This is a genomic window from Galbibacter sp. BG1, from assembly GCF_013391805.1.
In the GTDB taxonomy this organism is placed as follows: domain Bacteria; phylum Bacteroidota; class Bacteroidia; order Flavobacteriales; family Flavobacteriaceae; genus Galbibacter.
This window is the reverse complement of record NZ_CP058364.1, coordinates 2,096,740-2,119,424: the sequence shown is the minus strand read 5'-3', so window position 1 is coordinate 2,119,424 and position 22,685 is coordinate 2,096,740. Positions and strand designations below refer to the sequence as shown.

Annotated in this window: 17 protein-coding genes and 1 riboswitch; of the genes, 6 read left to right on the top strand and 11 right to left on the bottom strand. The window is 38.2% G+C overall.

What is annotated here, in order from left to right; genetic code table 11:
* Window positions 1-2: 2 nt before the first annotated feature.
* From HX109_RS09405 to metK, 5 genes are all read right to left on the bottom strand, one after another.
* Window positions 3-263, bottom strand: a complete 261-nt coding sequence (locus HX109_RS09405; RefSeq protein ID WP_178951388.1) for a DUF2061 domain-containing protein — start codon at window positions 261-263, stop codon at window positions 3-5.
* Between the two features lie 259 nt (window positions 264-522).
* Window positions 523-1,689, bottom strand: coding sequence for a trans-sulfuration enzyme family protein (locus HX109_RS09400; RefSeq protein ID WP_178951387.1), 1,167 nt, complete (start codon window positions 1,687-1,689; stop codon window positions 523-525).
* 166 nt (window positions 1,690-1,855) lie between these two features.
* Window positions 1,856-5,251, bottom strand: a complete 3,396-nt coding sequence (thrA, locus tag HX109_RS09395; RefSeq protein ID WP_178951386.1) for a bifunctional aspartate kinase/homoserine dehydrogenase I — start codon at window positions 5,249-5,251, stop codon at window positions 1,856-1,858.
* A 5-nt stretch (window positions 5,252-5,256) separates the two neighbouring features.
* Window positions 5,257-6,537, bottom strand: a complete 1,281-nt coding sequence (locus HX109_RS09390) for an O-acetylhomoserine aminocarboxypropyltransferase/cysteine synthase family protein (protein WP_178951385.1) — start codon at window positions 6,535-6,537, stop codon at window positions 5,257-5,259.
* Between the two features lie 91 nt (window positions 6,538-6,628).
* A riboswitch (SAM riboswitch) is annotated at window positions 6,629-6,735 on the bottom strand.
* A 133-nt stretch (window positions 6,736-6,868) separates the two neighbouring features.
* Entirely contained in the window at window positions 6,869-8,125 is a 1,257-nt protein-coding gene (metK, locus tag HX109_RS09385; protein WP_178951384.1) for a methionine adenosyltransferase, read from the bottom strand.
* Window positions 8,126-8,524: 399 nt separating this feature from the next.
* Between metK and HX109_RS09380 the strand changes: the two genes are divergently transcribed.
* Window positions 8,525-9,139, top strand: coding sequence for a deoxynucleoside kinase (locus tag HX109_RS09380; RefSeq protein ID WP_178951383.1), 615 nt, complete (start codon window positions 8,525-8,527; stop codon window positions 9,137-9,139).
* Window positions 9,140-9,184: 45 nt separating this feature from the next.
* Here the strand turns inward: HX109_RS09380 and HX109_RS09375 are convergent, their stop codons facing one another.
* From HX109_RS09375 to HX109_RS09350, 6 genes are all read right to left on the bottom strand, one after another.
* Window positions 9,185-9,445: a Txe/YoeB family addiction module toxin gene (locus HX109_RS09375; RefSeq protein WP_178951382.1), complete on the bottom strand. Its 261-nt coding sequence runs from the start codon at window positions 9,443-9,445 to the stop codon at window positions 9,185-9,187.
* Entirely contained in the window at window positions 9,445-9,693 is a 249-nt protein-coding gene (locus tag HX109_RS09370) for a type II toxin-antitoxin system Phd/YefM family antitoxin (RefSeq protein ID WP_178951381.1), read from the bottom strand. Before HX109_RS09370 ends, HX109_RS09375 begins: the two co-directional genes overlap by 1 nt.
* Window positions 9,694-10,043: 350 nt before the next feature.
* Complete coding sequence (locus HX109_RS09365) at window positions 10,044-12,401, bottom strand: sodium-translocating pyrophosphatase (protein ID WP_178951380.1); 2,358 nt, start codon at window positions 12,399-12,401, stop codon at window positions 10,044-10,046.
* Window positions 12,402-12,603: 202 nt separating this feature from the next.
* Window positions 12,604-13,131 (bottom strand): inorganic diphosphatase, encoded by a 528-nt coding sequence (locus tag HX109_RS09360; protein ID WP_178951379.1) that lies wholly within the window; start codon window positions 13,129-13,131, stop codon window positions 12,604-12,606.
* A gap of 261 nt (window positions 13,132-13,392) precedes the next feature.
* Complete coding sequence (locus HX109_RS09355; protein WP_178951378.1) at window positions 13,393-15,885, bottom strand: DUF5686 family protein; 2,493 nt, start codon at window positions 15,883-15,885, stop codon at window positions 13,393-13,395.
* Window positions 15,886-15,947: 62 nt separating this feature from the next.
* Window positions 15,948-16,925: a pyruvate dehydrogenase complex E1 component subunit beta gene (locus HX109_RS09350; protein ID WP_178951377.1), complete on the bottom strand. Its 978-nt coding sequence runs from the start codon at window positions 16,923-16,925 to the stop codon at window positions 15,948-15,950.
* Between the two features lie 177 nt (window positions 16,926-17,102).
* Here HX109_RS09350 and HX109_RS09345 point away from each other — a divergent pair, with 177 nt between their 5' ends.
* The 5 genes from HX109_RS09345 (at window position 17,103) to HX109_RS09325 (ending at window position 22,555) form a co-directional block, all read left to right on the top strand.
* Window positions 17,103-17,843, top strand: a complete 741-nt coding sequence (locus HX109_RS09345) for an electron transfer flavoprotein subunit beta/FixA family protein (protein ID WP_178951376.1) — start codon at window positions 17,103-17,105, stop codon at window positions 17,841-17,843.
* Window positions 17,844-17,923: 80 nt separating this feature from the next.
* Window positions 17,924-18,892: an electron transfer flavoprotein subunit alpha/FixB family protein gene (locus HX109_RS09340; protein WP_178951374.1), complete on the top strand. Its 969-nt coding sequence runs from the start codon at window positions 17,924-17,926 to the stop codon at window positions 18,890-18,892.
* 86 nt (window positions 18,893-18,978) lie between these two features.
* On the top strand, window positions 18,979-19,599 hold the full coding sequence (locus HX109_RS09335) for a bifunctional nuclease family protein (protein WP_178951372.1): 621 nt from the start codon (window positions 18,979-18,981) through the stop codon (window positions 19,597-19,599).
* Window positions 19,600-19,667: 68 nt separating this feature from the next.
* Window positions 19,668-21,338: a NupC/NupG family nucleoside CNT transporter gene (locus HX109_RS09330; protein ID WP_255462662.1), complete on the top strand. Its 1,671-nt coding sequence runs from the start codon at window positions 19,668-19,670 to the stop codon at window positions 21,336-21,338.
* 155 nt (window positions 21,339-21,493) lie between these two features.
* Window positions 21,494-22,555 (top strand): hypothetical protein, encoded by a 1,062-nt coding sequence (locus HX109_RS09325; RefSeq protein ID WP_178951370.1) that lies wholly within the window; start codon window positions 21,494-21,496, stop codon window positions 22,553-22,555.
* Window positions 22,556-22,685: the final 130 nt, after the last annotated feature.

Genomic DNA, 22,685 nt, shown 5'->3' with positions numbered 1-22,685 from the left:
AATTATTTACCCCACTTTATTCGCTCCCATAGGCGTTCATGAAAAAAGTAAAGTGTCATTTTGGTTACTAGTTCTATTAAACCAATCGATAAGGCCAAACTTATTGTTCCCGTGATAAACCATGATATTAAAATGGTATCTATGGTACCCACTATTCTCCAGCTTACAGATTTAGCTATACTCCTGCTTATTTTATCGCTGGTAGCAGATTTATTTCCACTTACCTTACTGCGATTTCCCTGTAATACCTTATCTAAAATCATCTGCTCTTTCTTTTAATACTCTACTTAGTCGATAGGTTAATAGAATTTAAAAGCGAAAGTACTATATAATTCTAGAAATCCCAACGTTTTTTGCGATTTTTAACGAAAGAATTCAAGAAATGAAAAAAAACCTTTTTAAAATGAGAAAAATTGATGATTATCAGGGATTTCCACCAAAATTCTAAAAAGACTCTAAAACCTCAATTTTAAACCAAACTTGCTAAAAGCCAAGCTTTAACAAGTTTGGTTTACATATTTTTTAGGCTAATGCCTGCTTTAGGTCTGCTATAATATCTTCTACTGTTTCCAAACCTACGGAAACCCTCACCAATCCATCCGAAATACCTACTTGCATCCTATCTTCTTCAGAGAGTTTGCTGTGGGTAGTTGAGGCAGGATGCGTTACAATTGTTCTTGTATCTCCCAAATTGGCAGAAAGCGAACACATTTTTATCGCATTTAAAAATTTCCTTCCAGCTTCTACCCCTCCTTTCACTTCAAAAGCAACAATACTGCCTCCTTTTTTCATCTGTTTCTTGGCGATTTCATACTGAGGATGCGATTTTAAGAATGGGTATTTTACAAAATTAACCTGTGGGTGGCTCTCTAGAAACTCAGCTACTTTCAAGGCATTTTCACAATGGCGGTCTACCCTTACTGCTAAGGTTTCTAAACTTTTGGAAAGCACCCAGGCATTGAATGGCGACAAAGCAGGTCCTGTATTTCTGGAGAACAAATAAATCTCCCGGATTAAATCCGCTGGACCTACAGTTACCCCACCGAGCACACGCCCTTGTCCATCAATTAGTTTAGTCGCAGAATGCACCACAATATGCGCTCCAAAATCTATAGGTTTTTGCAAATAAGGGGTCGCAAAACAGTTATCTATAATCAAAATAAGATTGTGTTTCTTGGCGACTTCACCTAAAAATTCGAGATCCAAAACATCAACCGCTGGATTGGTAGGCGTTTCAGCAAAAAGTATTTTGGTATTGGGTTGTATCAACTCTTCTACAGTAGCTACCTCATCCACTTTAAAATAAGAAGTTTCTATATTCCACTTCGGAAGAAATTTGGTGAACAAAGAATGGGTAGAGCCAAATACCGATCTTGCCGAAACAATATGGTCTCCACTGTTTAATAAGGCTGCAAAAGTTGAAAACACGGCAGACATACCAGTTGCAAAAGCATATCCTGCTTCGGCACCTTCCATTTTACAGATTTTTTCTACAAATTCTGAAGTATTTGGATTGGTAAACCTACTGTATAGATTCCGTTCTTTTTCTTCCGCAAACGATGCCCGCATATCTTCTGCGTCTTCAAACACAAAACTGGAAGACAAATAAATGGGTGCAGAATGTTCTAGGTATTCCGACCTGTTTATCTGTGTACGTATGGCATCTGTTTCAAAATTATTTTCACTCATTTTTATATTATTATATGGACGAACCTATGTGTTCATCCGTTATTTATTGATTTCTCTGCAATTTCTGGACGGACACATGCGTTATTTTCCACGGACACATCCATTTTTCGACGCACGAAAACGTTACGTCAAATGGGCGGACAGACGCACGGGTCGGTCCATACGGTTATCCTTTTTCGGCCAACTTTAAAATGTCTCCAAATACGCCACGCGCGGTAACAGCCGCTCCAGCCCCTGCACCTTGGATAACAATTGGCCGATCTCCGTAAGACTCTGTATAAATTTCAAAAATTGAATCGGCTCCCTTTACTTGCCCTAAAACACTATCTGCAGGTACCGATACCAATTTAACATCTAAAATACCCTTATCTTGTTGTAAATCTCCGTGCAAATCACCTACATAACGCAACACATGTCCCGACTGCTGATTTTTCTTCTTTTCTAAATATGGAGCATCAAATTCCCCTAAACTTTTCAAAAACTCCGGCACATCTTTATCCCGTAATTTTTCGGGAACAAGATTTTCAATATTAACATCTTCAAATTCATTTTGAAGATCAAGCTCCCTCGCTAAAATAAGTAGTTTTCTACCTACGTCGTTGCCATATAGATCTTCCCGCGGATCGGGTTCAGTAAAGCCTTTATCAATGGTATCCTTTAATATTTCGCTGAACGGTTTTTCTTCCGCAGAAAACCTATTGAACAAATAGCTGAGCGTACCCGAAAAAACACCTCGAATCCTTGTTATGTTCTCTCCGGAAAGGTGAAGAATCCTAATCGTATCAATCAATGGTAGCCCTGCGCCAACATTTGTTTCGTATAAATATTGTTTCTGATTTTTTTCGAGCAATGCCCTCAGCTCTTTATAAAAACTGAAGTCCAAGGTGTTCGCAATTTTATTGGATGATACCAAATCGAATCCGTTTTCCACCAAGACCTTATAATTTTCTACAAAATCTTTACTTGCTGTGTTGTCTATTGCAATTAAATTTTCCAAATGATGATCTTTGGTAAAGGCGATTACGTCTTTTACTTGGGCTGAATGGTTGCTCGCTTCGATTTTATCCTTCCAATTGGCATCAATTCCATCTTTAGCCAGTAGCAATTGTCTAGAGTTGGAAACCGCAAAAATATTTAGTTTTATTTTTTTTCGTTCTTCAATATTCGAGGCCGATGTGAGAATTTGGTCGATTAACGTTCCACCCACTAATCCATGGCCGAAAATGGCGATATTTATTTTTTTTGAAATTTCAAAAATCTCCCCATGAATCACATTCATAGCTTTATGAAGCTCAGACTTTTTCACCACCAAACTCACATTTTTTCCAGTGACTGTATTGTTAAACAGAATTGGAATTACTTGATTTTTTATAAGTGCGTTGTATGGTTTATGAAATGAACTTAAATCCTGCCCTATAATCGAGATTACCGATACATCGTCTACTACCGAGATTTTATTAACATCTTTGGAGTAAAAATCGTTTTCAAACTCTTTTTCCAAAGCAATCATAGCTTCGGTAGCATCTTTTGCATTTACCACCAATCCGATTCCACGTTCAGAAGATCCTTGCGAAATTATACTTACGCTAATCTCCTTTTTACCCAAGGCATTAAAAATACGAGCGTCAACCCCTGCTTTGCCCAATAAACCGCGTCCTTCTAGATTCACCAACGCCACATTTTCCAGCACAGAAAGTGATTTTATCCCTTCCTTTTTAGGGTTTGCTGTAATTAAAGTCCCTTTATTATCGTGGTTGAAAGTATTTAAAATACGCAGTGGAATGTTTTTTTCTATTAAAGGAATAATGGTTTTAGCATGCAAAATAGTTGCCCCGAAATTTGCCAGTTCATTGGCCTCATTAAATGACAACTCTTCAATACGTTGGGCTGTTGGCACTAGATCTGGATTAGCCGTAAAAATACCATCTACATGTGTAAAACTTTGCAATTCGCCTGCATCCAAGAAATTGGCCAACAATGAAGCGGTGTAATTGCTTCCGTTTCTTCCTAAAGTGGTGGTTTCATTATTTTTGTTGGAACCGATAAAACCGGTAATAATATTTACTGTGGTTTCATTATGCTGTGCAAAATGCCGTAATACATTTTCTTTAGAAACCTTTTCTATGGGCTGTGCATCGCCAAATTTTTCATCGGTTTTTATAAGCTCCCTAGAGTCGGTAAAATTGGCATTTACTCCTTTTACTTTTAAAATTTCAGTAATTAGTTTTGCTGAAATGATTTCCCCTTGTGCCAGAACCTCATCTTTGATTTTGGTACTGTAATCGCCCAACAAACTGACTCCCGAAAATAGTTTCTCCAATCTATCGAACTCTATGGATAAATCGGCTTGGGCATAATCTTCGGTTTGATACTTTTTAAAAGCATCAAACAAGTGTTGGTAATCTTGATTGTTGGCAGCGGTTTCTAGGATACTCTCCAATTCGTTGGTGGCATTGTTCCTGGCAGAAACTACCACAGCAATTTTTTCACCTTCTTTTACCTTATTTTCTATGATCTCTACCACATTATTAATCCCTTTACCATTGGCAAGCGATTTTCCTCCAAATTTTAATACTTTCATTTTATTATCTTTAAGAGACGACTGAAAAATGCCTCCTATTATTTTTTCCAATTGTTCATATTCTATTAAAAATGCATCGTGCCCATGTACCGATACTATTTCTCCATATCTTACTCGGTCGCTGGATTGTGCTAGTTGCTTGTAGGTTTCGCGGTTTTCTTCAGCAGTAAAAAATAAATCGGAGTTGACCCCTATTATATGCACATTGGCATCGATAGATTCCAACACATTAAAGTGTTGTGGACGATCTCGGGTAACATCAATGGTTTTTAGCAACTGATTCATTAATTTATAAGCTGAAAGCTGAAAGCGTTCCTGTAATTTTTTTCCGTGGTGAAGCAACCAACTCTCCACATTAAAAACCTGCAATTCTTCATTGGTTGTTCGTTTAAAGCGCGTTTTGAACGATTCTGGAGTTCGGTAGCAAAGCATGGCATGCATCCGCGCATCGTGGACAGGCTGTTTGGAATTAACCAAAAATTGCTCTTGAATTTGACAATTGGCAATGAGCCAATCTGTGGATTTCCAATCTGTGGCCACGGGAATAAAATGCTCGGTTATCGCAGGCTTTAGCGCAACCATTTCCCAAGCTATCCCGCCCCCCAGGGAGCCACCTATAAGCGCGTAAAGCTTTTTAATTTTAAGCTTTTCTAATCCCAAAAGAAAGATTCTAGCAATATCCCGTGCTACAAAATCTTTGTAGTTATCAATCACAAATCCGTCGTAACCATTTCCGGGAATATTAAAAGCTAAAACGGTATAATAACCGGTGTCTATTGCTTTTCCTCCCCCAATTAAATCTTTCCACCAGCCATTGGCTCCGCTCACTTCAGAATTTCCTGTGAGCGCATGATTCACCATTACAATTGGTGCGCTGTGTAATGGCTTACCAAATATTTGGTAAGAAAGATTTAAGTCCTGCGAAACACCGTTTAGTGTTGTATAGTTTTTTAATGGAATATGTAACAATTCGTTTGTCAACGTATTTATTTTTTTATGTGTTCGAATGCCTGTTTTAAGTCAGCTTTTAAGTCTTCGAGGTCTTCCAGACCTACCGAGAGCCTAATTAAATCTTTGGTAACCCCGGTGGATAATTGCGCTTCGTCTGCCAACTGTTGGTGCGTAGTACTGGCTGGATGAATAATTAAAGATTTTGTGTCTCCAATATTGGCCAGCAAAGAAAATACTTTAGTGTTATCGGCCACTATTTTGGCAGATTCGTAACCTCCATCAATCCCAAAAGTTACCAGTCCGCTTTTTCCTTCTGGCAAGTATTCATCAGCCAATTTTTTATATTTATCCCCTTTTAGTCCCGGATATTTAACCCACGCCACTTCCGGTTGATCCTGCAACCATTCTGCAAGAGCTAATGCATTTTCACTGTGTTTTTTAATACGAATTGGAAGCGTTTCCAACCCTTGTAAAATTTGAAAAGCATTTAGCGGACTAAGAGCCGCACCGAAATCGCGTAAACCTTCAATCCTTACTTTAGCGATAAAGGCAGCTTCTTTTAACACCTCGTGATACACCAATCCGTGATAACTTGGCGAAGGCTCGGTAAACTCAGGAAATTTCCCATTGCCCCAATTGAAAGTCCCAGCGTCTACAATGACACCTCCCAATGAAGTTCCATTTCCGCAGATATACTTGGTTAATGAATGAATCACAATATTTGCACCATGCTCAATAGGTTTTACTAGAAAAGAAGTAGCTACCGTATTATCAACTATCAAAGGTATTTCTGCTTTTTTAGCTTCCGCGGAAATGGCTTTAATATCCAATACATCCAACTTCGGGTTCCCGAGGGATTCTATAAAAATAGCGCGAGTATTTTCTTGGACGGCCGTTTGAAAGTTAGTAGCATCATCTGGATCCACAAACGTAGTTGTAATACCTAACCGTGGCAAAGTATTGCTAAGCAAATTATAGGTTCCGCCATAAAGACTGCTCGACGCAACTATATGATCACCCGATTTTAACATGGTTAAAAGAGCCGTAGAAATAGCAGCGGTTCCAGACGCGGTAACCACGGCTGCAATCCCACCATCTAGGGCAGCTAATCGCTGCTCCAAAACATCGTTGGTTGGGTTATTTAATCTTGTATAAATAAATCCAGGCTCAGATAAGTTAAAGAGATTGGCCGCATGCTCTGCGTTGTTAAAAACATAGGAAGATGTTTGATAAATAGGAACGGCTCTTGTACCGGCGTTATTTTTTACATCATGTCCGGCATGCAATGCGTTTGTTGAAAATTTTTGTTTACTCATTTCTTTAGATTTTTAATTTATTTTTCGTCGAACTTATATATCGACTCATAAATGTTAGCAAGAAAAGCGTAAACGCGTAAGAATAAAATTCTTGTTATCTATCCACAAATTCCCGTGGTAGAATGTAGCACCTTCTTTACAGATAAAGGGTTGCTAAGGCATCGACAGGTCTATTCCCTCCGCCTTTCTTGATAACATTAACAATTTATTTATGAACTTCCCACTAGGTGGGTGTTTTTATTACATTTTTTACTGAAAAACTCCTAAAATGTCTGACTCCAAAGATTCAGAAAATATATTTGATTTTCCAAACGATACTTTAGAAATCTTCCTACAAAGAAAAAGTTTCCTTTACTTTATCTACAAAATCCAATTTCTCCCAAGTAAACAATTCAACTTCACGTTCAATTCTACCGTTGTATGGAGATTCAAAAACTTTTGTAACAGTTTGTGGTTGTTTACCCATATGCCCGTAGGCGGCAGACTCCAAATAAATTGGATTTCGAAGTTTGAGACGATCTTCAATAGCAAAAGGACGCATGTCGAAAAGCTGTGCTACTTTTTTAGCGATTTCACCATCCTTTAAATCCACCTTGGAACTTCCGTAGGTATTAACAAAAATGGATGTAGGCTCTACAACGCCAATAGCATAACTAACCTGTACCAAAACCTCATCGGCTACCCCAGCTGCTACCAGATTTTTTGCAATGTGCCTCGCTGCATAAGCTGCACTTCGGTCTACTTTACTAGGGTCTTTTCCGCTAAAAGCACCACCACCGTGGGCACCTTTACCTCCATAAGTATCTACAATAATCTTTCTTCCCGTAAGACCGCTATCTCCGTGAGGACCACCAATTACAAACTTTCCAGTTGGATTGATGTGATATTTAATCGCCCCTTGGAACAATTTCTGAACGTACTCCGGTAATTGGGCAATTACGCGAGGCATCAAAATTTCTAAAACATCCTTTTTAATTTGTGCCAACATTTTTTCATCATCGGCATCAAAAGGATCATGTTGTGTAGAAATAACAATGGTGTCTATGCGTTGTGGCACATTTTCATCAGAATATTCTATGGTAACTTGTGCTTTGGCATCGGGACGCAAATAAGTTATTTCTTTTTCTTCTTTACGTAGATTGGCCAATTCCATTAAAATTTTATGGGAAATATCTAACGCCAAAGGCATGTAATTCTCAGTTTCGTTGGTGGCATAACCGAACATCATTCCTTGATCTCCTGCTCCCTGCTCTTCTTTTGAAGCTCTATCTACACCTTGGTTGATATCTTGGGATTGCTCGTGGATTAAAGAGATTACCCCACAAGAATCTCCACTAAATTGATACGCACCTTTGGTATACCCAATTTTATTGATCACCTCCCGAGCCAAAGACTGCACGTCTAAATACGTAGCGCTCTTTACCTCTCCGGCAAGTACAACTTGACCCGTGGTAACTAATGTTTCGCAAGCTACTTTACTCTCTGGATCGAAAGCTAAAAAATTATCTAAAAGCGCATCGCTAATTTGATCTGCTATTTTATCAGGATGTCCTTCACTAACAGACTCCGATGTAAATAAATATGCCATAAACCGTTGTTTCTATACTTGAAAGAGGAAAAAGAATTTTGACAGGCGCGCCTAAAGAAGTTTATCACTGCTTTAGCTCTTTTTTTATGAGGTGGCAATCAGTCAAATCTTTCCTCAAAATTCTGGATACAAATGTAAGAATAAGATTGAAATTGAAAAATGTTTGGCCATTTTTATTTAACCCTTCTTATTATTTCATTCTCATTATCGCCATTTTCCGCTTTCCAAAATCCAACAACCTTTGGCTATTACAAGGCAAATAGCAATATAGTAGCTAGCAGTTTTTAGACAAGCACTCTTAATTAATTATTTTTAGAGCAGTACAGGAAATTATTTTTCATCAAACCATCATAACTTGTATCTTTACCGAAGTTATTATCAATAAAAACAAACTCACCCATGCACGTTGCAATTGCAGGTAATATTGGCGCCGGAAAAACGACCTTAACCAGACTTCTCTCCAAACATTTTAAATGGGAACCTCATTTTGAAGATGTTGTAGACAATCCATATTTAGATGATTTTTACAATCAGATGGAACGTTGGAGTTTTAACCTGCAAATTTACTTCTTAAACAGTCGGTTTAGACAAATCTTGGAAATTCGGGAAAGCGGTAAAAAAATAATTCAGGATAGAACGATCTATGAAGATGCCTATATTTTTGCTCCCAACTTACATTCAATGGGTTTAATGACCAATAGGGATTTTAAAAACTACACTTCACTTTTTAACCTTATGGAAAGCTTGGTGCAGTCTCCCGATCTTTTAATTTACCTAAGAAGCTCTATCCCCAATTTAGTAAACCAAATTCACAAGCGCGGCCGCGAATATGAAAATTCAATCTCCATCGATTATTTAAGCCGTCTTAATGAGCGCTATGAGGCCTTTATCCACGGTTACGACAAAGGAAAACTTTTGGTTATCGATGTGGATAAATATAATTTCGTGGACAATCCAGAAGATTTAGGGGAAATCATTAACAAAATAGACGCCGAAATAAACGGATTGTTTTAGGCATTAAATATTGAAGTGTTGAAAATTTGAACGATAAGAACTTTTCTATTTACCATAATGATAGCGACAGGCCGCAATCCACAGACTTTCGTTCGTAAACTTATATACCAACCGATGTTCTGAAGTGATTCGCCTGGACCAATAGCCCTGCAAATCGCCTTTTAAGGCTTCGGGCTTGCCGATCCCTTCAAACGGGGTTCGAATGCAACTCTTCACGAGTTCATTAATGCGCTTCACCGTTTTTCTATCTACTTTTTGCCAATATAAATAATCATTCCAAGCAGTAATAGACCATATCAACTTCATTATTCAGCCAAATCTTTTTCAATACCATCCCCAGCTTCTAATTCTTTTATGGAATTTAAAAGAACGTCTCTATTCTTTCCTGTTAATAAATAGGTGGTTTCCTTTAACGAATTGTATTCGTCTAAAGAAATTAGCACGAGGTCTTTACCTCCTTTACGCTTGATTACGATATCACTAACATCGTTGATCACTTTATCAAACCAATGCTTTAAATTCGATCTAAAATCTGTATAATTAACTACTTCCATAACACAAAAATACTCAAAAAGTACTTAAAAACGTACTTTTAAAGGTTGAAAAATGAAAAATTAATGAAACGGAATTTTAAAACCAATACATTTTGATAGACTACGGCTTTTGAAATTTGGACAGAAAAAAAATTCATAAAGACTCCGACGCTGACGGTCGAGATTATTCAAACAAACACATTGGTTTCAATTAAAAAAGAAGCTAAAAACATTAAAAAAACGTTTTTAGCTTCTCAAAACTACCCCAAGTTACTTGCATCCTACTCTAAACACAAGTAACAGTTTCATTACAAATTTAAATATATTATTTTGATTTACAATACATTACAATCATAAAAAACATATAATACTTACTCTTTACTTTTCAGCTTCTTAATTTGTGCTTCGATTTCTGCAGGGGTTCCTTCAATTACTTTTTCTTCAGTAACCAATTTCCCATCTACCATTTTAGAGGTGGTAATAACCGCTCTGGCAGATTCGAATTCTGTAGCATTCGATTTTATTGTTATTTCCTTCTGAATGATTTCTTTGGAATTGGCAACCATTGTCTCGGAAGAATGACCTCCTAAAATTGGTGCAATTACCAAGCCAACCAAACACGTAAGTTTTATAAGGATATTCATGGAAGGACCTGAAGTATCCTTGAAAGGATCTCCAACCGTATCTCCGGTAACAGCGGCCTTATGAGCTTCTGACCCTTTGAAAGTCATTTCCCCATTTATTTCCACTCCGGCTTCAAACGATTTTTTGGCATTATCCCACGCTCCACCAGCATTATTTTGAAATATTGCCCACATTACTCCCGACACACAAACCCCGGCCATATAACCTCCCAAGGGTTCCGCCCCGAATACGAGTCCGATGATAATGGGGGTAATAATAGTTAACAACCCTGGCAACAGCATTTCCCTCAATGCCGCTTTGGTTGATATTTCAACACATCTTCCATATTGAGGTTTGGCTGTGCCTTCTAAAATCCCTGGAATCTCCTTAAATTGCCTACGTACTTCTTGTACCATTTCCATGGCCGCTTTTCCTACAGATTTCATAGCTAATGCAGAAAAAACAACAGGGATCATGCCACCTACAAAAAGTGCTGCCAACACATCCGCCTTAAAAATATTAATACCATCGATTCCCGTAAATGTTACATAAGCCGCAAATAAAGCTAAAGCTGTTAAAGCCGCAGAGGCAATGGCAAAACCTTTACCCACAGCTGCAGTGGTGTTCCCTACCGAATCTAAAATATCAGTTCGTTCACGCACTTCTGGTTCACATTCACTCATTTCTGCAACACCACCGGCATTATCCGCAATGGGTCCAAAAGCATCAATAGCCAATTGCATGGCCGTAGTGGCCATCATTGCAGAAGCTGCGAGCGCTACACCATAAAAACCAGCCAATTCATAAGATCCATAAATAGCCGCAGCAAATAACAGAACCGACCAAAAGGTAGACTTCATCCCAACGGCCAGACCAGCAATAATATTGGTGGCCGCACCAGTAGAACTGTTTTGAACAATATCTAACACTGGTTTTTTACCCAAACTGGTATAAAAAGAAGTAACATAAGATATCAATGCTCCTACGGCCAATCCTATACAAGCAGACCAAAAAACATTTATGGAAGGAATAGCCACTGTATAATCATTTCCAAAAAACTTCATGTTCATTACTTCAGGAAGCATATAATCTATCAAGAAATAACTAGCTATCAAGGTTATTATAATTGCAACCCAATTCCCTAAATCAAGAGCCTTTTGTACCTGTGGTTCTCTAGCCTCATTGGAAGATATTTTCACCAAAAACGTACCAATAATGGAAGCTAAAATTCCAATTCCCGCAATAACCAGAGGCAAGAGAATCGGACCCATATTATTAAAATCGTCTGTAAAAGGAGCATCGATGCTCATGTCCCGAATAACATAATTACCCAAAACCATGGCCGCTAGTACTGTTGCTACATAAGAACCAAATAGATCGGCTCCCATTCCAGCTACATCCCCAACATTATCCCCAACATTATCTGCTATCGTCGCAGGATTTCTAGGATCGTCTTCTGGTATTCCAGCTTCCACTTTCCCTACCAGATCGGCCCCAACATCGGCAGCCTTGGTGTAAATACCCCCTCCTACACGTGCAAAAAGCGCAATGGACTCGGCACCCAAGGAGAATCCAGCCAAAGCTTCCAGAACTACCGTCATATCATCATAAAAACTACTTGATATTCCTAAAAACTGACTTGTAAAAATTATAAAGAACAAGCTCAAACCTAAAACCGCTAGTCCGGCTACTCCAAGCCCCATAACTGTTCCTCCACCAAAGGACACCTTTAGTGCCTGGGGCAAACTTGTCTTTGCGGCTTCCGTAGTTCTTGCATTGGCTTCCGTAGCGATCCTCATTCCAATATTTCCAGCTAAGGCCGAAAAAACTGCACCAATAATAAAAGCGGGAACAATCATCCAACTGGTGGTATCCACTAAAATTGAAATTCCGAATAAAGCAATGGAGGCTATCACAACAAAAACCAATAAAAGGCGATATTCTGCATTTAAAAAAGCCAAGGCTCCTTCTTTGATACTTTTGGAAATAGATTGCATGCGTTCGTTCCCTGCGGGTTGGCGTTTTACCCAAGCGGCTTTTATACCCATAAAAATAAGGCCAAGAATGGCCATTAAAATTGGAACATAAATAATGTTTGATTTCATAAATAAACTGTTATTTGATTTTTAAAGACTCTATAAAATACCTCTATATTGCAACGGCTTGTTTGCGAAGAATGTGCTGAGTGGCATTTCATATGTATAAGTTAGTTAATAATAAATTCTTATAAATGTAAGCAAATCAATAGAATAAAAAAAGCAGTAACTTTTGGTTACTGCTTTGTATAATTTATGAAATTGTATTTTCTTAGTCTATGCTCACCTCTTCGCGCGGCACATCGCTATCCTGAAAACGGTTGATACATTTGGCAACAATTTCTTTTGCCTCCTGTAAATTACCCCATCCTCCTATAGAAACTTTCTTTTTCTCAAGGTCTTTGTAAACTTGGAAAAAATGCTCAATTTCTTTGATAAGGTGCGGATTTAACTCGCTTAAATCTTTAACACGGTTCCAAATAGGATCTGAAACTGGTACGCAAATAACTTTTTCATCGGGTCCTTTTTCATCTTCCATATGGAAAACCCCAATAGGTTTTACCTCCATAACACATCCTGGAAAAGTTGGTTCGGTAACCAATACCAATACATCTAACGGATCTCCATCCAACGCTAAAGTTTCTGGAACGAAACCATAATCTGCTGGGTACATCATTGAAGAAAAAATCATACGGTCGTAACGAATTTTTTTCAATTTAAAATCGTACTCGTATTTGTTTCTACTCCCTTTTGGGATCTCGATAAGCACATCGAAAGATTCTATTTGATCTGAACTCATTTATTTCTGAATTATAAATCCGGAATGTTTAATTTCTGAATTTGTTTAATACTCTTTTTAAAATGGAGTGCAAAAGTAGTGAAATCCTATTTTAAAAGCAATGAAAGAGGTTTTTTGTTGAAGGAAATATGTTTTAAGACCGATAAGGGAACCTAAACACGGAGGCTGGATGTTGAAAATTTAATTCAGGATATAGGTAGCACGAATTATTTTCAAGATGAAATACCAAAACTACTTATTTAAACCTTTATCACCTTACCTCTAAAAAACAAACTCCAAATTCCCCGTGATGGAGAACGGCCTGGCGTCTGGAATGTCCAAATAATTTCCTCGGAAGTTAAAATCTATCCGCAGTAATTTAAAAATATTGGCAATCCCAAAGGAATATTCATAATAGATGTTTTCTGAAGGCGCCCGCAAAATTGCCCCAGCGGGTTGACTTAAAGCTATATTTTCGTCTGAGATTTCTCCCCAGACTCCACGCAGTCCCACAATTTCCCGCAGATCCAATTTTTTTAAAAATGGAATTTTAGATAGCAAACGCCCATTAAAATTATGTTCTATTTGTCCAGACACATATGTATCGGTTACAAATTCGTAGAAATTAAGGTTGGGAAAGGTATTAAAAATAGAAAAATACGTTTGGTTACCGGGAATCGGACTCAATAAACTTAAAGGGACGGCCCCAAAGGTTTTTCCGGTTTCTAAAGTTGTTATAGTGCGCCCCAAACCACCCAACTGAAACGGCTGACGATAGTAAAACTGAAGTTTCTCGTAGTTAAAATCACTTTCTAAAAAACCTTGCAGCCCTGCAGTGTAAACCGCATAAAAACGTGCATAATTGCTGTTTACATTATTTCTTTCCACTCCATATCCTGTGGTTTTTCTTCCGGGGGTGAAGTCTATGGAGACATTAACATCGAATTGTTTGGTTTCACTGGAAATCCCTCCCGGAGCCTCAGGGTCTACATAGTCTAAATTAAAATCGTTTGGGAGTGCCGATTGCAGCGTTCTAAAATTGGTCTCCGTTTTAACAACAAAGTTTTTGAACATCTCGTACTCAATACCAAAAGTAGTCAGGTTAATGTCTGTAAGGGTATTGTTGGCACCTGCCGTAAATATGGCCGAAGAGGCAAAACTTCTTCCCAACACATCAGATGAAGAAGTAAGACTGGTACCCAATTGCTCTATATCCCGGCGTGTTCCCCCAGATAAAATCAATCGATTTTTTCGATCCAACAACCATTTACCAGAAAATCCGTATTTAAATTTTTTATCCTTAAACCCATATGCGGTATAACCTTCTATCCGCCATGGATCGTTAGGTCCAAAATAGGTTCTTCCTCCCGCTCGCAAACGAATTCCTTCCGCTTCATTGTAACCAAAACTGGAATAAATAGGACCGTAATCGAAATTTATACTTGGAAATTCCACATAACCAGACACCAATATGGTTGCCAAATCGGTTAGGCGTTTAAACTTGGGTACCGTTTTTAAAGTGTCAAGCATTTTGTAAACCCCTCGCTCATCATCATTCAAACTTTCCAATCTATTCTCATTCCAAAACGTACTATCCCTGTTGTAGACCAATTCGTTGTAGGGATCTACACGCTTGGTATAAAAGCTTTTGGGTTTTTCTTCATTAAATTCGTAGTTATTGTACACTGTGGTACGCTTTCCATAAAGTCCGCGGGAGTCTTCCTTTTTTCGAAGACTAAAATCACTCAACAAATAATCCCTTTTCAGCAAGAAAACAGAATCGCTCAATACTTCAAACTCCTGCTCTATATACAATTCTTTCACCCAATTAATATTGGCACTCTTTGAAACCTGCATATTAATGTCCTTTACGGCAAAAGTGGTGTCGTTTACCCAAAAATCGCCTTTAAAGGTCATTTCATTCTTTCGCCTTGGATAGTACACTATATTATAGCACCATTTGCTGTCTATAAAGGCACTGTCTGAAAGCACATAATTATAAATGTCCACTCCGGTTTTGGAGAGCGGACTCACAAAACTTTTATTGAAGAGTTTTATGTAATTGTTATAGATGTTGTAATCTGCATACAGATCTTTCACGAAAGAGATGATGCTTTGATTGTTACTGAAGCCTGAGTTTTGGTTTCCACGAAGCTTTTCAATTTTTTCATTGAGCTTGTTATCGCCATAGACTTCTGAAACTGCTTCGTTGATAAAAATGGGTAAATAGGTCTTCCCTGTAACGTTAGAAGTATCTACTTCATCAAAAACGAATTCCATTCCATTAAAAATCTTCTTGCTCATAAAAGCACTGTCGATAGTATTGAAATCGAATTCTATTTTTTCATATTTATCGTAGTTGTATTGATCGAAAAGATAAATACCGTTTTGGCGCTTCTGGGCCCAAATTTTCTTCAAAATTGCGATGGCAGGATTACCTTTTTTTGGCTGTTTCCCTACGTACAACACTACTTCATCCAGCTCTTCACCTTCATTTAGCACAACTTCCAAATTGTAGGTGGCCCTTTTCTCAAGTTTTATATTTTCCGTAGCAAAACCCAACAGCGAAACTGTTAGGGTATCGTACACTTTTTCCGATTCCAAATAAAACCTTCCTTCTTCGTTGGTTATGGTTCCTTCCGTAGAATTGGGGAACATTACATTGGCGTAAGGAATCTCTATCCCGGCACCATCAACCACAACACCACTAACTTTTGTTTGTGCAGTAATTGAGAGGGTAAGTAATAATAGAACTAGGGATAGTGTGTACTTCATAAATAAAAAAAACTTCACTGGCTAAAGATAGTCAGTGAAGTTATATTAACGATAAAAATATCTTATTTGTATAAAACTTTTTTAACAGCTTTAATAACATCTCCAGAATTTGGCAACCATTCTTCTAGGAGAACAGGTGAATAAGGAGCTGGGGTATCTGCTGTATTTATCTTTACAATGGGAGCATCTAGGTAATCGAAAGCTTTAGACTGCACTTGGTAAGTGATTTCTGTCGCAACATTCCCGAACGGCCATGCTTCTTCCAAAATTACCAATCGGTTTGTTTTCTTAACGGATTTTAGAATGGTTTCATGATCCATAGGTCTAACCGTTCTTAAATCTATAATTTCACAACTGATGCCATCTTTTTCAAGCTCATCGGCTGCTTTGTATGCTTCTTTTATTATTTTACCAAAAGAAACGATGGTTACATCATTCCCTTCCCTTTTTATATCTGCAACACCTAATGGGATAGTGTACTCATCTTCTGGCACTTCGCCTTTGTCTCCATACATTTGCTCCGACTCCATAAAAATAACCGGATCGTCATCGCGGATAGCAGATTTTAAAAGTCCTTTTGCATCATATGGATTTGACGGAACCACCACCTTTAGCCCTGGACAGTTGGCAAACCAACTCTCGAAAGCCTGTGAGTGTGTAGCACCAAGCTGGCCTGCAGAGGCCGTTGGCCCACGGAAGACGATTGGACAATTTAACTGCCCGCCGGACATTTGACGAATCTTTGCCGCATTGTTAATTATTTGATCGATCCCAACCAGTGAGAAATTAAAGGTCATAAACTCAATTATAGGTCTGTTACCGTTCATCGCAGAACCCACCCCGATTCCAGCAAAACCAAGCTCAGAAATTGGTGTATCCAACACACGCTCCGGACCAAATTCGTCCAACATCCCTTTAGAAGCTTTGTATGCACCATTGTATTCGGCAACCTCTTCACCCATTAAGTAAATCGACTCGTCTTTACGCATCTCCTCGCTCATCGCCTCGCATACTGCTTCTCTAAACTGAATTGTTTTCATCTATTTTATTTGATATTATTAAAGTCTATTTTATTTAAGCATAGCAAAAATAGTAATTCTAAAACAACTAACTCTATACAATTTTAATAAAAAATTATTATGCATGCATAGTATATTTTGGAAATTATCAGTATCTTCGTAGCACATTTAGTAAAATCACAAAAAATTACCTAAAATATGAAGATATTAGTGTGTATAAGCCACGTACCAGACACTACATCAAAAATAAATTTCACTGATGGAGACACCAAGTTTGATACAAATGGCGTGCAATTTGTTATAAATCCGAATGATGAATTTGGTTTAACACGTGCCATGTGGTTCAAAGAAAAACAAGGAGCAAGCGTAACTGTTGTAAATGTTGGAGAAGCAGATACAGAACCTACGCTTAGAAAAGCATTGGCCATTGGTGCCGATGAAGCGATAAGAATTAATACCAAACCTACCGATGGTTTTTACGTAGCCAAGCAATTAGCTGCCATTGCCAAAGATTTCGATTTGGTAATTGCCGGAAGGGAATCCATCGATTATAATGGTGGTATGGTTCCAGGAATGTTGGCAACCTTATTAGATGCCAATTTTGTGAACAACTGTATAAGCCTTGAAGTTGAAGGCGAAACAGCTACCGCTATTAGAGAAATCGACGGAGGTAAAGAAACCCTTAAAACCTCTTTCCCATTGGTAATTGGTGGACAAAAAGGATTGGTAGAAGAAAGCGATCTTAAAATACCGAACATGAGAGGTATTATGATGGCCCGTAAAAAGTCTTTAGATGTTAAAGAACCAGTAGATAGCGACAACCTAACGAAGGCGGTTACTTTCGAAAAACCAGCGCCCAAAGGAGATATTAAATTGGTTTCTCCAGATAATTTAGATGAGTTGGTAGACCTTTTACACCACGACGCAAAAGTAATTTAACAAGGTACGAAGATAGAAGTACAAAGTTAGAAAGTAGGGACTTTTAAACCCCTCGACTTAAAAATTTAAAAATAAAAAATATGTCTGTTCTTGTATATACCGAAACGGAAAACGGAAAACTTAAAAAAACTGCTTTTGAAGTAGCTTCCTATGCTAAAGGCATAGCAGATATGCTTGGAACAAGTGTTACTGCTGTTGCTGTAAATGCAGAAGATGTAAGTGAACTTGGAAAGTATGGTGTTGAAAAAGTGTTGACCGTTAAAAACGATAAACTAAACAATTTTAACGCAAAAGCCTATGCCGATGTGTTAAAACAAGCTGCAACCAAAGAAAGCAGTAAAGTAGTGGTGGTAAGCTCTAGCGCAAATGCTAAATTTATGGCTCCTATTTTGGCGGTAAATTTAAATGCCGGGTACGCTTCCAATGTGGTGGCTTTGCCAGAAAGCGAGAATCCATTTAAAGTAAAGCGCACTGCTTTTACCAATAAAGCTTTTAATATTACTGAAATTTCTACGGATGTAAAATTAATAGGATTATCTAAAAATGCTTTTGGACTGAAGGAAAGTGATGGCGCAGCCACTGCTGAAGAATTTTCTCCAGAATTAAATGATGCCGATTTTTCTACGGAAGTTACTTCGGTAGATAAAGTGACTGGACAAGTAACTATCGCCGATGCAGAAATTGTAGTTTCTGGTGGCCGAGGATTAAAAGGTCCAGAAAACTGGGGAATGATTGAAGAACTAGCTGATGTTTTAGGTGCTGCTACCGCTTGCTCCAAACCAGTTTCCGATATGGGCTGGAGACCACATGGTGAACACGTGGGGCAAACAGGGAAACCAGTGGCATCCAATCTCTACATTGCGGTTGGTATTTCTGGAGCCATTCAGCATTTAGCGGGAATCAACGCATCCAAAGTAAAAGTGGTAATTAATAACGACCCCGAAGCTCCTTTCTTTAAGGCGGCAGACTACGGTGTTGTTGGAGATGCCTTCGAGGTGGTTCCGCAGCTAATCGAAAAATTGAAAGAATTTAAAGCGAATAACGCATAATTTTTGTTAAATTGTGCCCCTAAAGGGCTGTCTAAATTTTGGGATTTGCCCATTGTTTAGACAGCCTTTGCTATTTATAATGTTGTATGAGTTTAGTAAAATTAAACATAAAAGGGATTTCTTACAGTCAAACTCAAAATGGCGCCTATGCCTTAATTTTGAACGAAGTGGATGGTGAGAGAAAACTCCCTATTGTAATTGGCGCATTTGAAGCACAATCTATTGCAATCGCACTGGAAAACGAAATAAAGCCTCCCAGACCCTTAACTCACGACCTTTTTAAAAGTTTTGCAGACCGATTTGAAATTGTGGTTAAACAAGTAATTATCCATAAATTGGTAGATGGGGTTTTCTATTCGAGTATTATTTGCGAGCGTGATAAAATTGAAGAAATAATAGATGCCAGGACAAGCGATGCCATTGCATTGGCACTTCGGTTTAACGCCCCCATTTTCACCTACAAGAATATTTTGGACAAAGCAGGGATTTATTTAAAATTCTCTCCCAAAGAAGAAAAAGAGCAACAGGAAGAAAGCATTATTGTTGACGAAGTTTTAAGCAGCGAATCGGCTCCAAAAAGTGAAACCTCCTACAAAACCTATTCCCTCCAAGAATTATACACCATGCTAGATGGCGCTGTGAATAATGAAGATTACGAGAAAGCAGCCAAGATAAGGGACGAAATCTCCAAAAGGGAAGAAAAATAAATCAGAGAAAATAACGAATTGAGTTAGCCAACCTACCGTATTAATATCAATTTCAATACCTAAAAACAGTGTTTAAAAAGTTACTACTACTTCTACTTTCGGTTTTTTTTACGGCAACTTTGGTGGCTCAAGACATAGAAAAAGAATGGAAACCACAAAACGAATCGTCCATCGATCGTTTAGAATTTAACAATGGTGATTTCTCATTCGAAAAAGGAAAACAAAAATTTAGCGGAAGTTATATTTTCCAGAACAATAACCTTATTCTTTACTACGACTCGCCCACAGACAGCCTCGAAAGATTTAAGATCAATGAGGTAACCGACTCAACACTGGTTTTTGGCAATAAAGAGAATGCTTTTAGCTTTATTCCTGGCAGCGAAACCCTAAAAAGCGGAATTATTTCTGCGGAAGAAAAAAAAGAGCTCGTTCCCAACCAAGGCTTTAGTTTTCAAAGTTTATGGCGCGGGGCACTTGGCATGTTCTGTTTGTTGCTTATTGCTTTTCTGTTTAGCAGCAATAGAAAAGCCATTAACTGGAAAACCGTTGGTATTGGCTTAACAGCACAACTAATCCTTGCTGTAGGGGTTTTGGAAATATCCTTTGTGCAAAAGATTTTTGAATGGATTGGAAGCATTTTTGTATTGGTACTCGACTTTACCGCGGCAGGAAGCGAATTTCTACTTGGAGATTTAATGAATACTAGCAGCTTTGGGTATATCTTTTTATTCCAAGTTTTGCCAACCATTATTTTCTTTTCCGCCTTAACCTCCGTCCTATTCTATTTGGGCGTTATTCAGGTAATTGTAAAAGGTATGGCAACCGTACTTTCTAAACTTTTAGGAATTTCTGGAGCAGAAAGTTTATCGGTAGCCGGAAATATATTTTTGGGACAAACCGAAGCACCTCTTATGATAAAAGCCTATTTAGAACGTATGACCCGCTCTGAGATTTTATTGGTAATGGTGGGCGGTATGGCCACGGTGGCCGGTGGGGTTTTAGCGGCCTACATTGGTTTTTTGGGTGGCGACGATCCTGTTTTAAGGCTTCAATTTGCCAAGCATTTATTGGCAGCATCTGTAATGGCTGCGCCAGGTGCCATTGTGGTTTCTAAAATGCTATATCCGCAACAAGAAGAGGTTAATACCAATGTAGAAGTTTCTTCAGACAAAATAGGTTCGAACATTCTGGATGCCATTGCCAACGGAACCACCGAGGGTTTAAAACTGGCAGCCAATGTAGGGGCTATGCTTTTGGTTTTTATTGCCTTTATTGCAATGATGAATTATATTTTAAATTGGATCGGGGATCTTACCAGTTTAAACAGCGTACTTGCCGAAAACACCCCTTACGAATCCTTCTCCCTAGAATCGATTCTCGGGTTCATTTTTGCACCCTTAATGTGGTTAATAGGGGTTGCCAAAGAAGACATGATGTTAATGGGGCAGCTTTTGGGCATAAAACTAGCGGCTAGTGAATTTGTGGGCTATGTGCAATTGGCAAATCTTAAAGATATTAATAGCATTACCCATTTCACTTATAACAAATCGGTTATTATGGCTACTTACATGCTTTGTGGTTTTGCTAATTTTGCTTCCATAGGGATACAAATTGGAGGGATTGGTTCTTTGGCTCCCGGACAGCGTAAAACACTCTCGGAGTTTGGAATGAAAGCTGTAATTGGTGGTTCTTTGGCTTCACTCCTTTCTGCAACTATTGCTGGAATGATTATTGGATAAGTCTCTTTTGGGAATTTTCTGTTTAGCTTTTTCCTTTTAAAATACATTTTTTTCTCAAAGCATTACACCCTGTTTTTAAAAAGCTGTTTTTGATTCAGCAAATCTTGAAAAGGAAAAATAAAATAGTCTTATCTTTAGGCTAAATTAGCCCTTCCATGAAAGCATTTCAATTCGAGCAAAACAAAATCCTTATTCCCAGTTATTTTGCGGAAACGGATAGTGAATTAACTTCCGCCGTCAACAATAAAGAGCTTGCGGCCTACCGCACCTCCCAAAATAAAGGTATCATCGCTTTTATTGATGAAGACCAATCTATAATTTCTGAAAAAGATTTAAGCAATCAGTTTATAATTTTTCAGTTATCCGATAAAAAAGAAGGTGCCGCGGTGCTCGAGTCATCGGAAGTTGAACCTTCCCTTGAAGGCTCCAAAGAAGAACCCGACGTTTTGGTGAATTTAGAAATGCAGTCGTTTCATATCGGCGAAGACGTGAAAATTGACAAGAAGACACGTGCTACCATGCGCATTAACATAGGTAAGGACGAAAGCTCTACCAATCCTTACTTTGAAACTGTTTTTTGGAGTATTGCTGCAGGATTGGATCTTTACAACAAAGCAAAAAACAAACCGGTAAGTCCGAAAGACCTTAAAGCTGATTTTAAAGAGGCCTTCGCAAACCGACCGATAGAAATCCCCGGTGGTTTGGCGAAAATGACCTTTGAAGTAGTAAAACACCAAGAACCAAAATGGTGGCAACGTATTTTCAACTTTTTTAAATCGGGTACCGGGCAGGTTTTCACCAGTACCATTGGTTTTCCAGCCATAACAACTTCCGCCATAAGTCTAGTAGACGAATTGCTGAATAAACTGGACAAATCCGATCCCGAGATACTTTTTAAGAGTAGGCCCCTACGTTTAGCGCTTTCGCAAAAAGCTAAAAATGATTATACCAGCGGAAATGAACGTGTTAAAATTGGGGCATTATCTCCTGGGTTTTGTGTGCTTGCCAGAGGTAAAGACTTTTTAAAATTAATCAACGCAGACGCCTATTATTATCCTACCTACGGAAAATTGGTCCCAGAAAAAGTGAATAATGCCGATTTGGTTTCGGGAAATTACAACGACCCCTTTAAAAACGTTACCTATGCTATTTTTAGGATTGGAATGAAAACCACTAAACTGGATCCCACATTCAATTATGGGAATTCAGATTTCTGATTTTAGTTAATAACATTTTAATAAATCCTTCCTTTCTACAAAAATTCCTTAGTCATGATTTTATATTTTCGTATCGTATGTTAGGGATTGAGGCGACTTCCTATTATAATTGTTCTTCGACATGCTCAGA

Excerpts from the sequence above, each read along its gene's own strand:
- HX109_RS09350 (WP_178951377.1), bottom strand. The coding sequence starts at position 16,925 with ATGAAAACAATTCAGTTTAGAGAAGCAGTATGCGAGGCGATGAGCGAG.
- HX109_RS09325 (WP_178951370.1), top strand. The coding sequence starts at position 21,494 with ATGAAAGCATTTCAATTCGAGCAAAACAAAATCCTTATTCCCAGTTAT.
- HX109_RS09375 (WP_178951382.1), bottom strand. The coding sequence starts at position 9,445 with ATGAAGTTGATATGGTCTATTACTGCTTGGAATGATTATTTATATTGG.
- HX109_RS09365 (WP_178951380.1), bottom strand. The coding sequence starts at position 12,401 with ATGAAATCAAACATTATTTATGTTCCAATTTTAATGGCCATTCTTGGC.
- HX109_RS09405 (WP_178951388.1), bottom strand. The coding sequence starts at position 263 with ATGATTTTAGATAAGGTATTACAGGGAAATCGCAGTAAGGTAAGTGGA.
- metK (WP_178951384.1), bottom strand. The coding sequence starts at position 8,125 with ATGGCATATTTATTTACATCGGAGTCTGTTAGTGAAGGACATCCTGAT.
- HX109_RS09340 (WP_178951374.1), top strand. The coding sequence starts at position 17,924 with ATGTCTGTTCTTGTATATACCGAAACGGAAAACGGAAAACTTAAAAAA.
- HX109_RS09400 (WP_178951387.1), bottom strand. The coding sequence starts at position 1,689 with ATGAGTGAAAATAATTTTGAAACAGATGCCATACGTACACAGATAAAC.
- HX109_RS09380 (WP_178951383.1), top strand. The coding sequence starts at position 8,525 with ATGCACGTTGCAATTGCAGGTAATATTGGCGCCGGAAAAACGACCTTA.
- HX109_RS09370 (WP_178951381.1), bottom strand. The coding sequence starts at position 9,693 with ATGGAAGTAGTTAATTATACAGATTTTAGATCGAATTTAAAGCATTGG.
- HX109_RS09345 (WP_178951376.1), top strand. The coding sequence starts at position 17,103 with ATGAAGATATTAGTGTGTATAAGCCACGTACCAGACACTACATCAAAA.
- HX109_RS09360 (WP_178951379.1), bottom strand. The coding sequence starts at position 13,131 with ATGAGTTCAGATCAAATAGAATCTTTCGATGTGCTTATCGAGATCCCA.
- HX109_RS09355 (WP_178951378.1), bottom strand. The coding sequence starts at position 15,885 with ATGAAGTACACACTATCCCTAGTTCTATTATTACTTACCCTCTCAATT.
- HX109_RS09390 (WP_178951385.1), bottom strand. The coding sequence starts at position 6,537 with ATGAGTAAACAAAAATTTTCAACAAACGCATTGCATGCCGGACATGAT.
- HX109_RS09335 (WP_178951372.1), top strand. The coding sequence starts at position 18,979 with ATGAGTTTAGTAAAATTAAACATAAAAGGGATTTCTTACAGTCAAACT.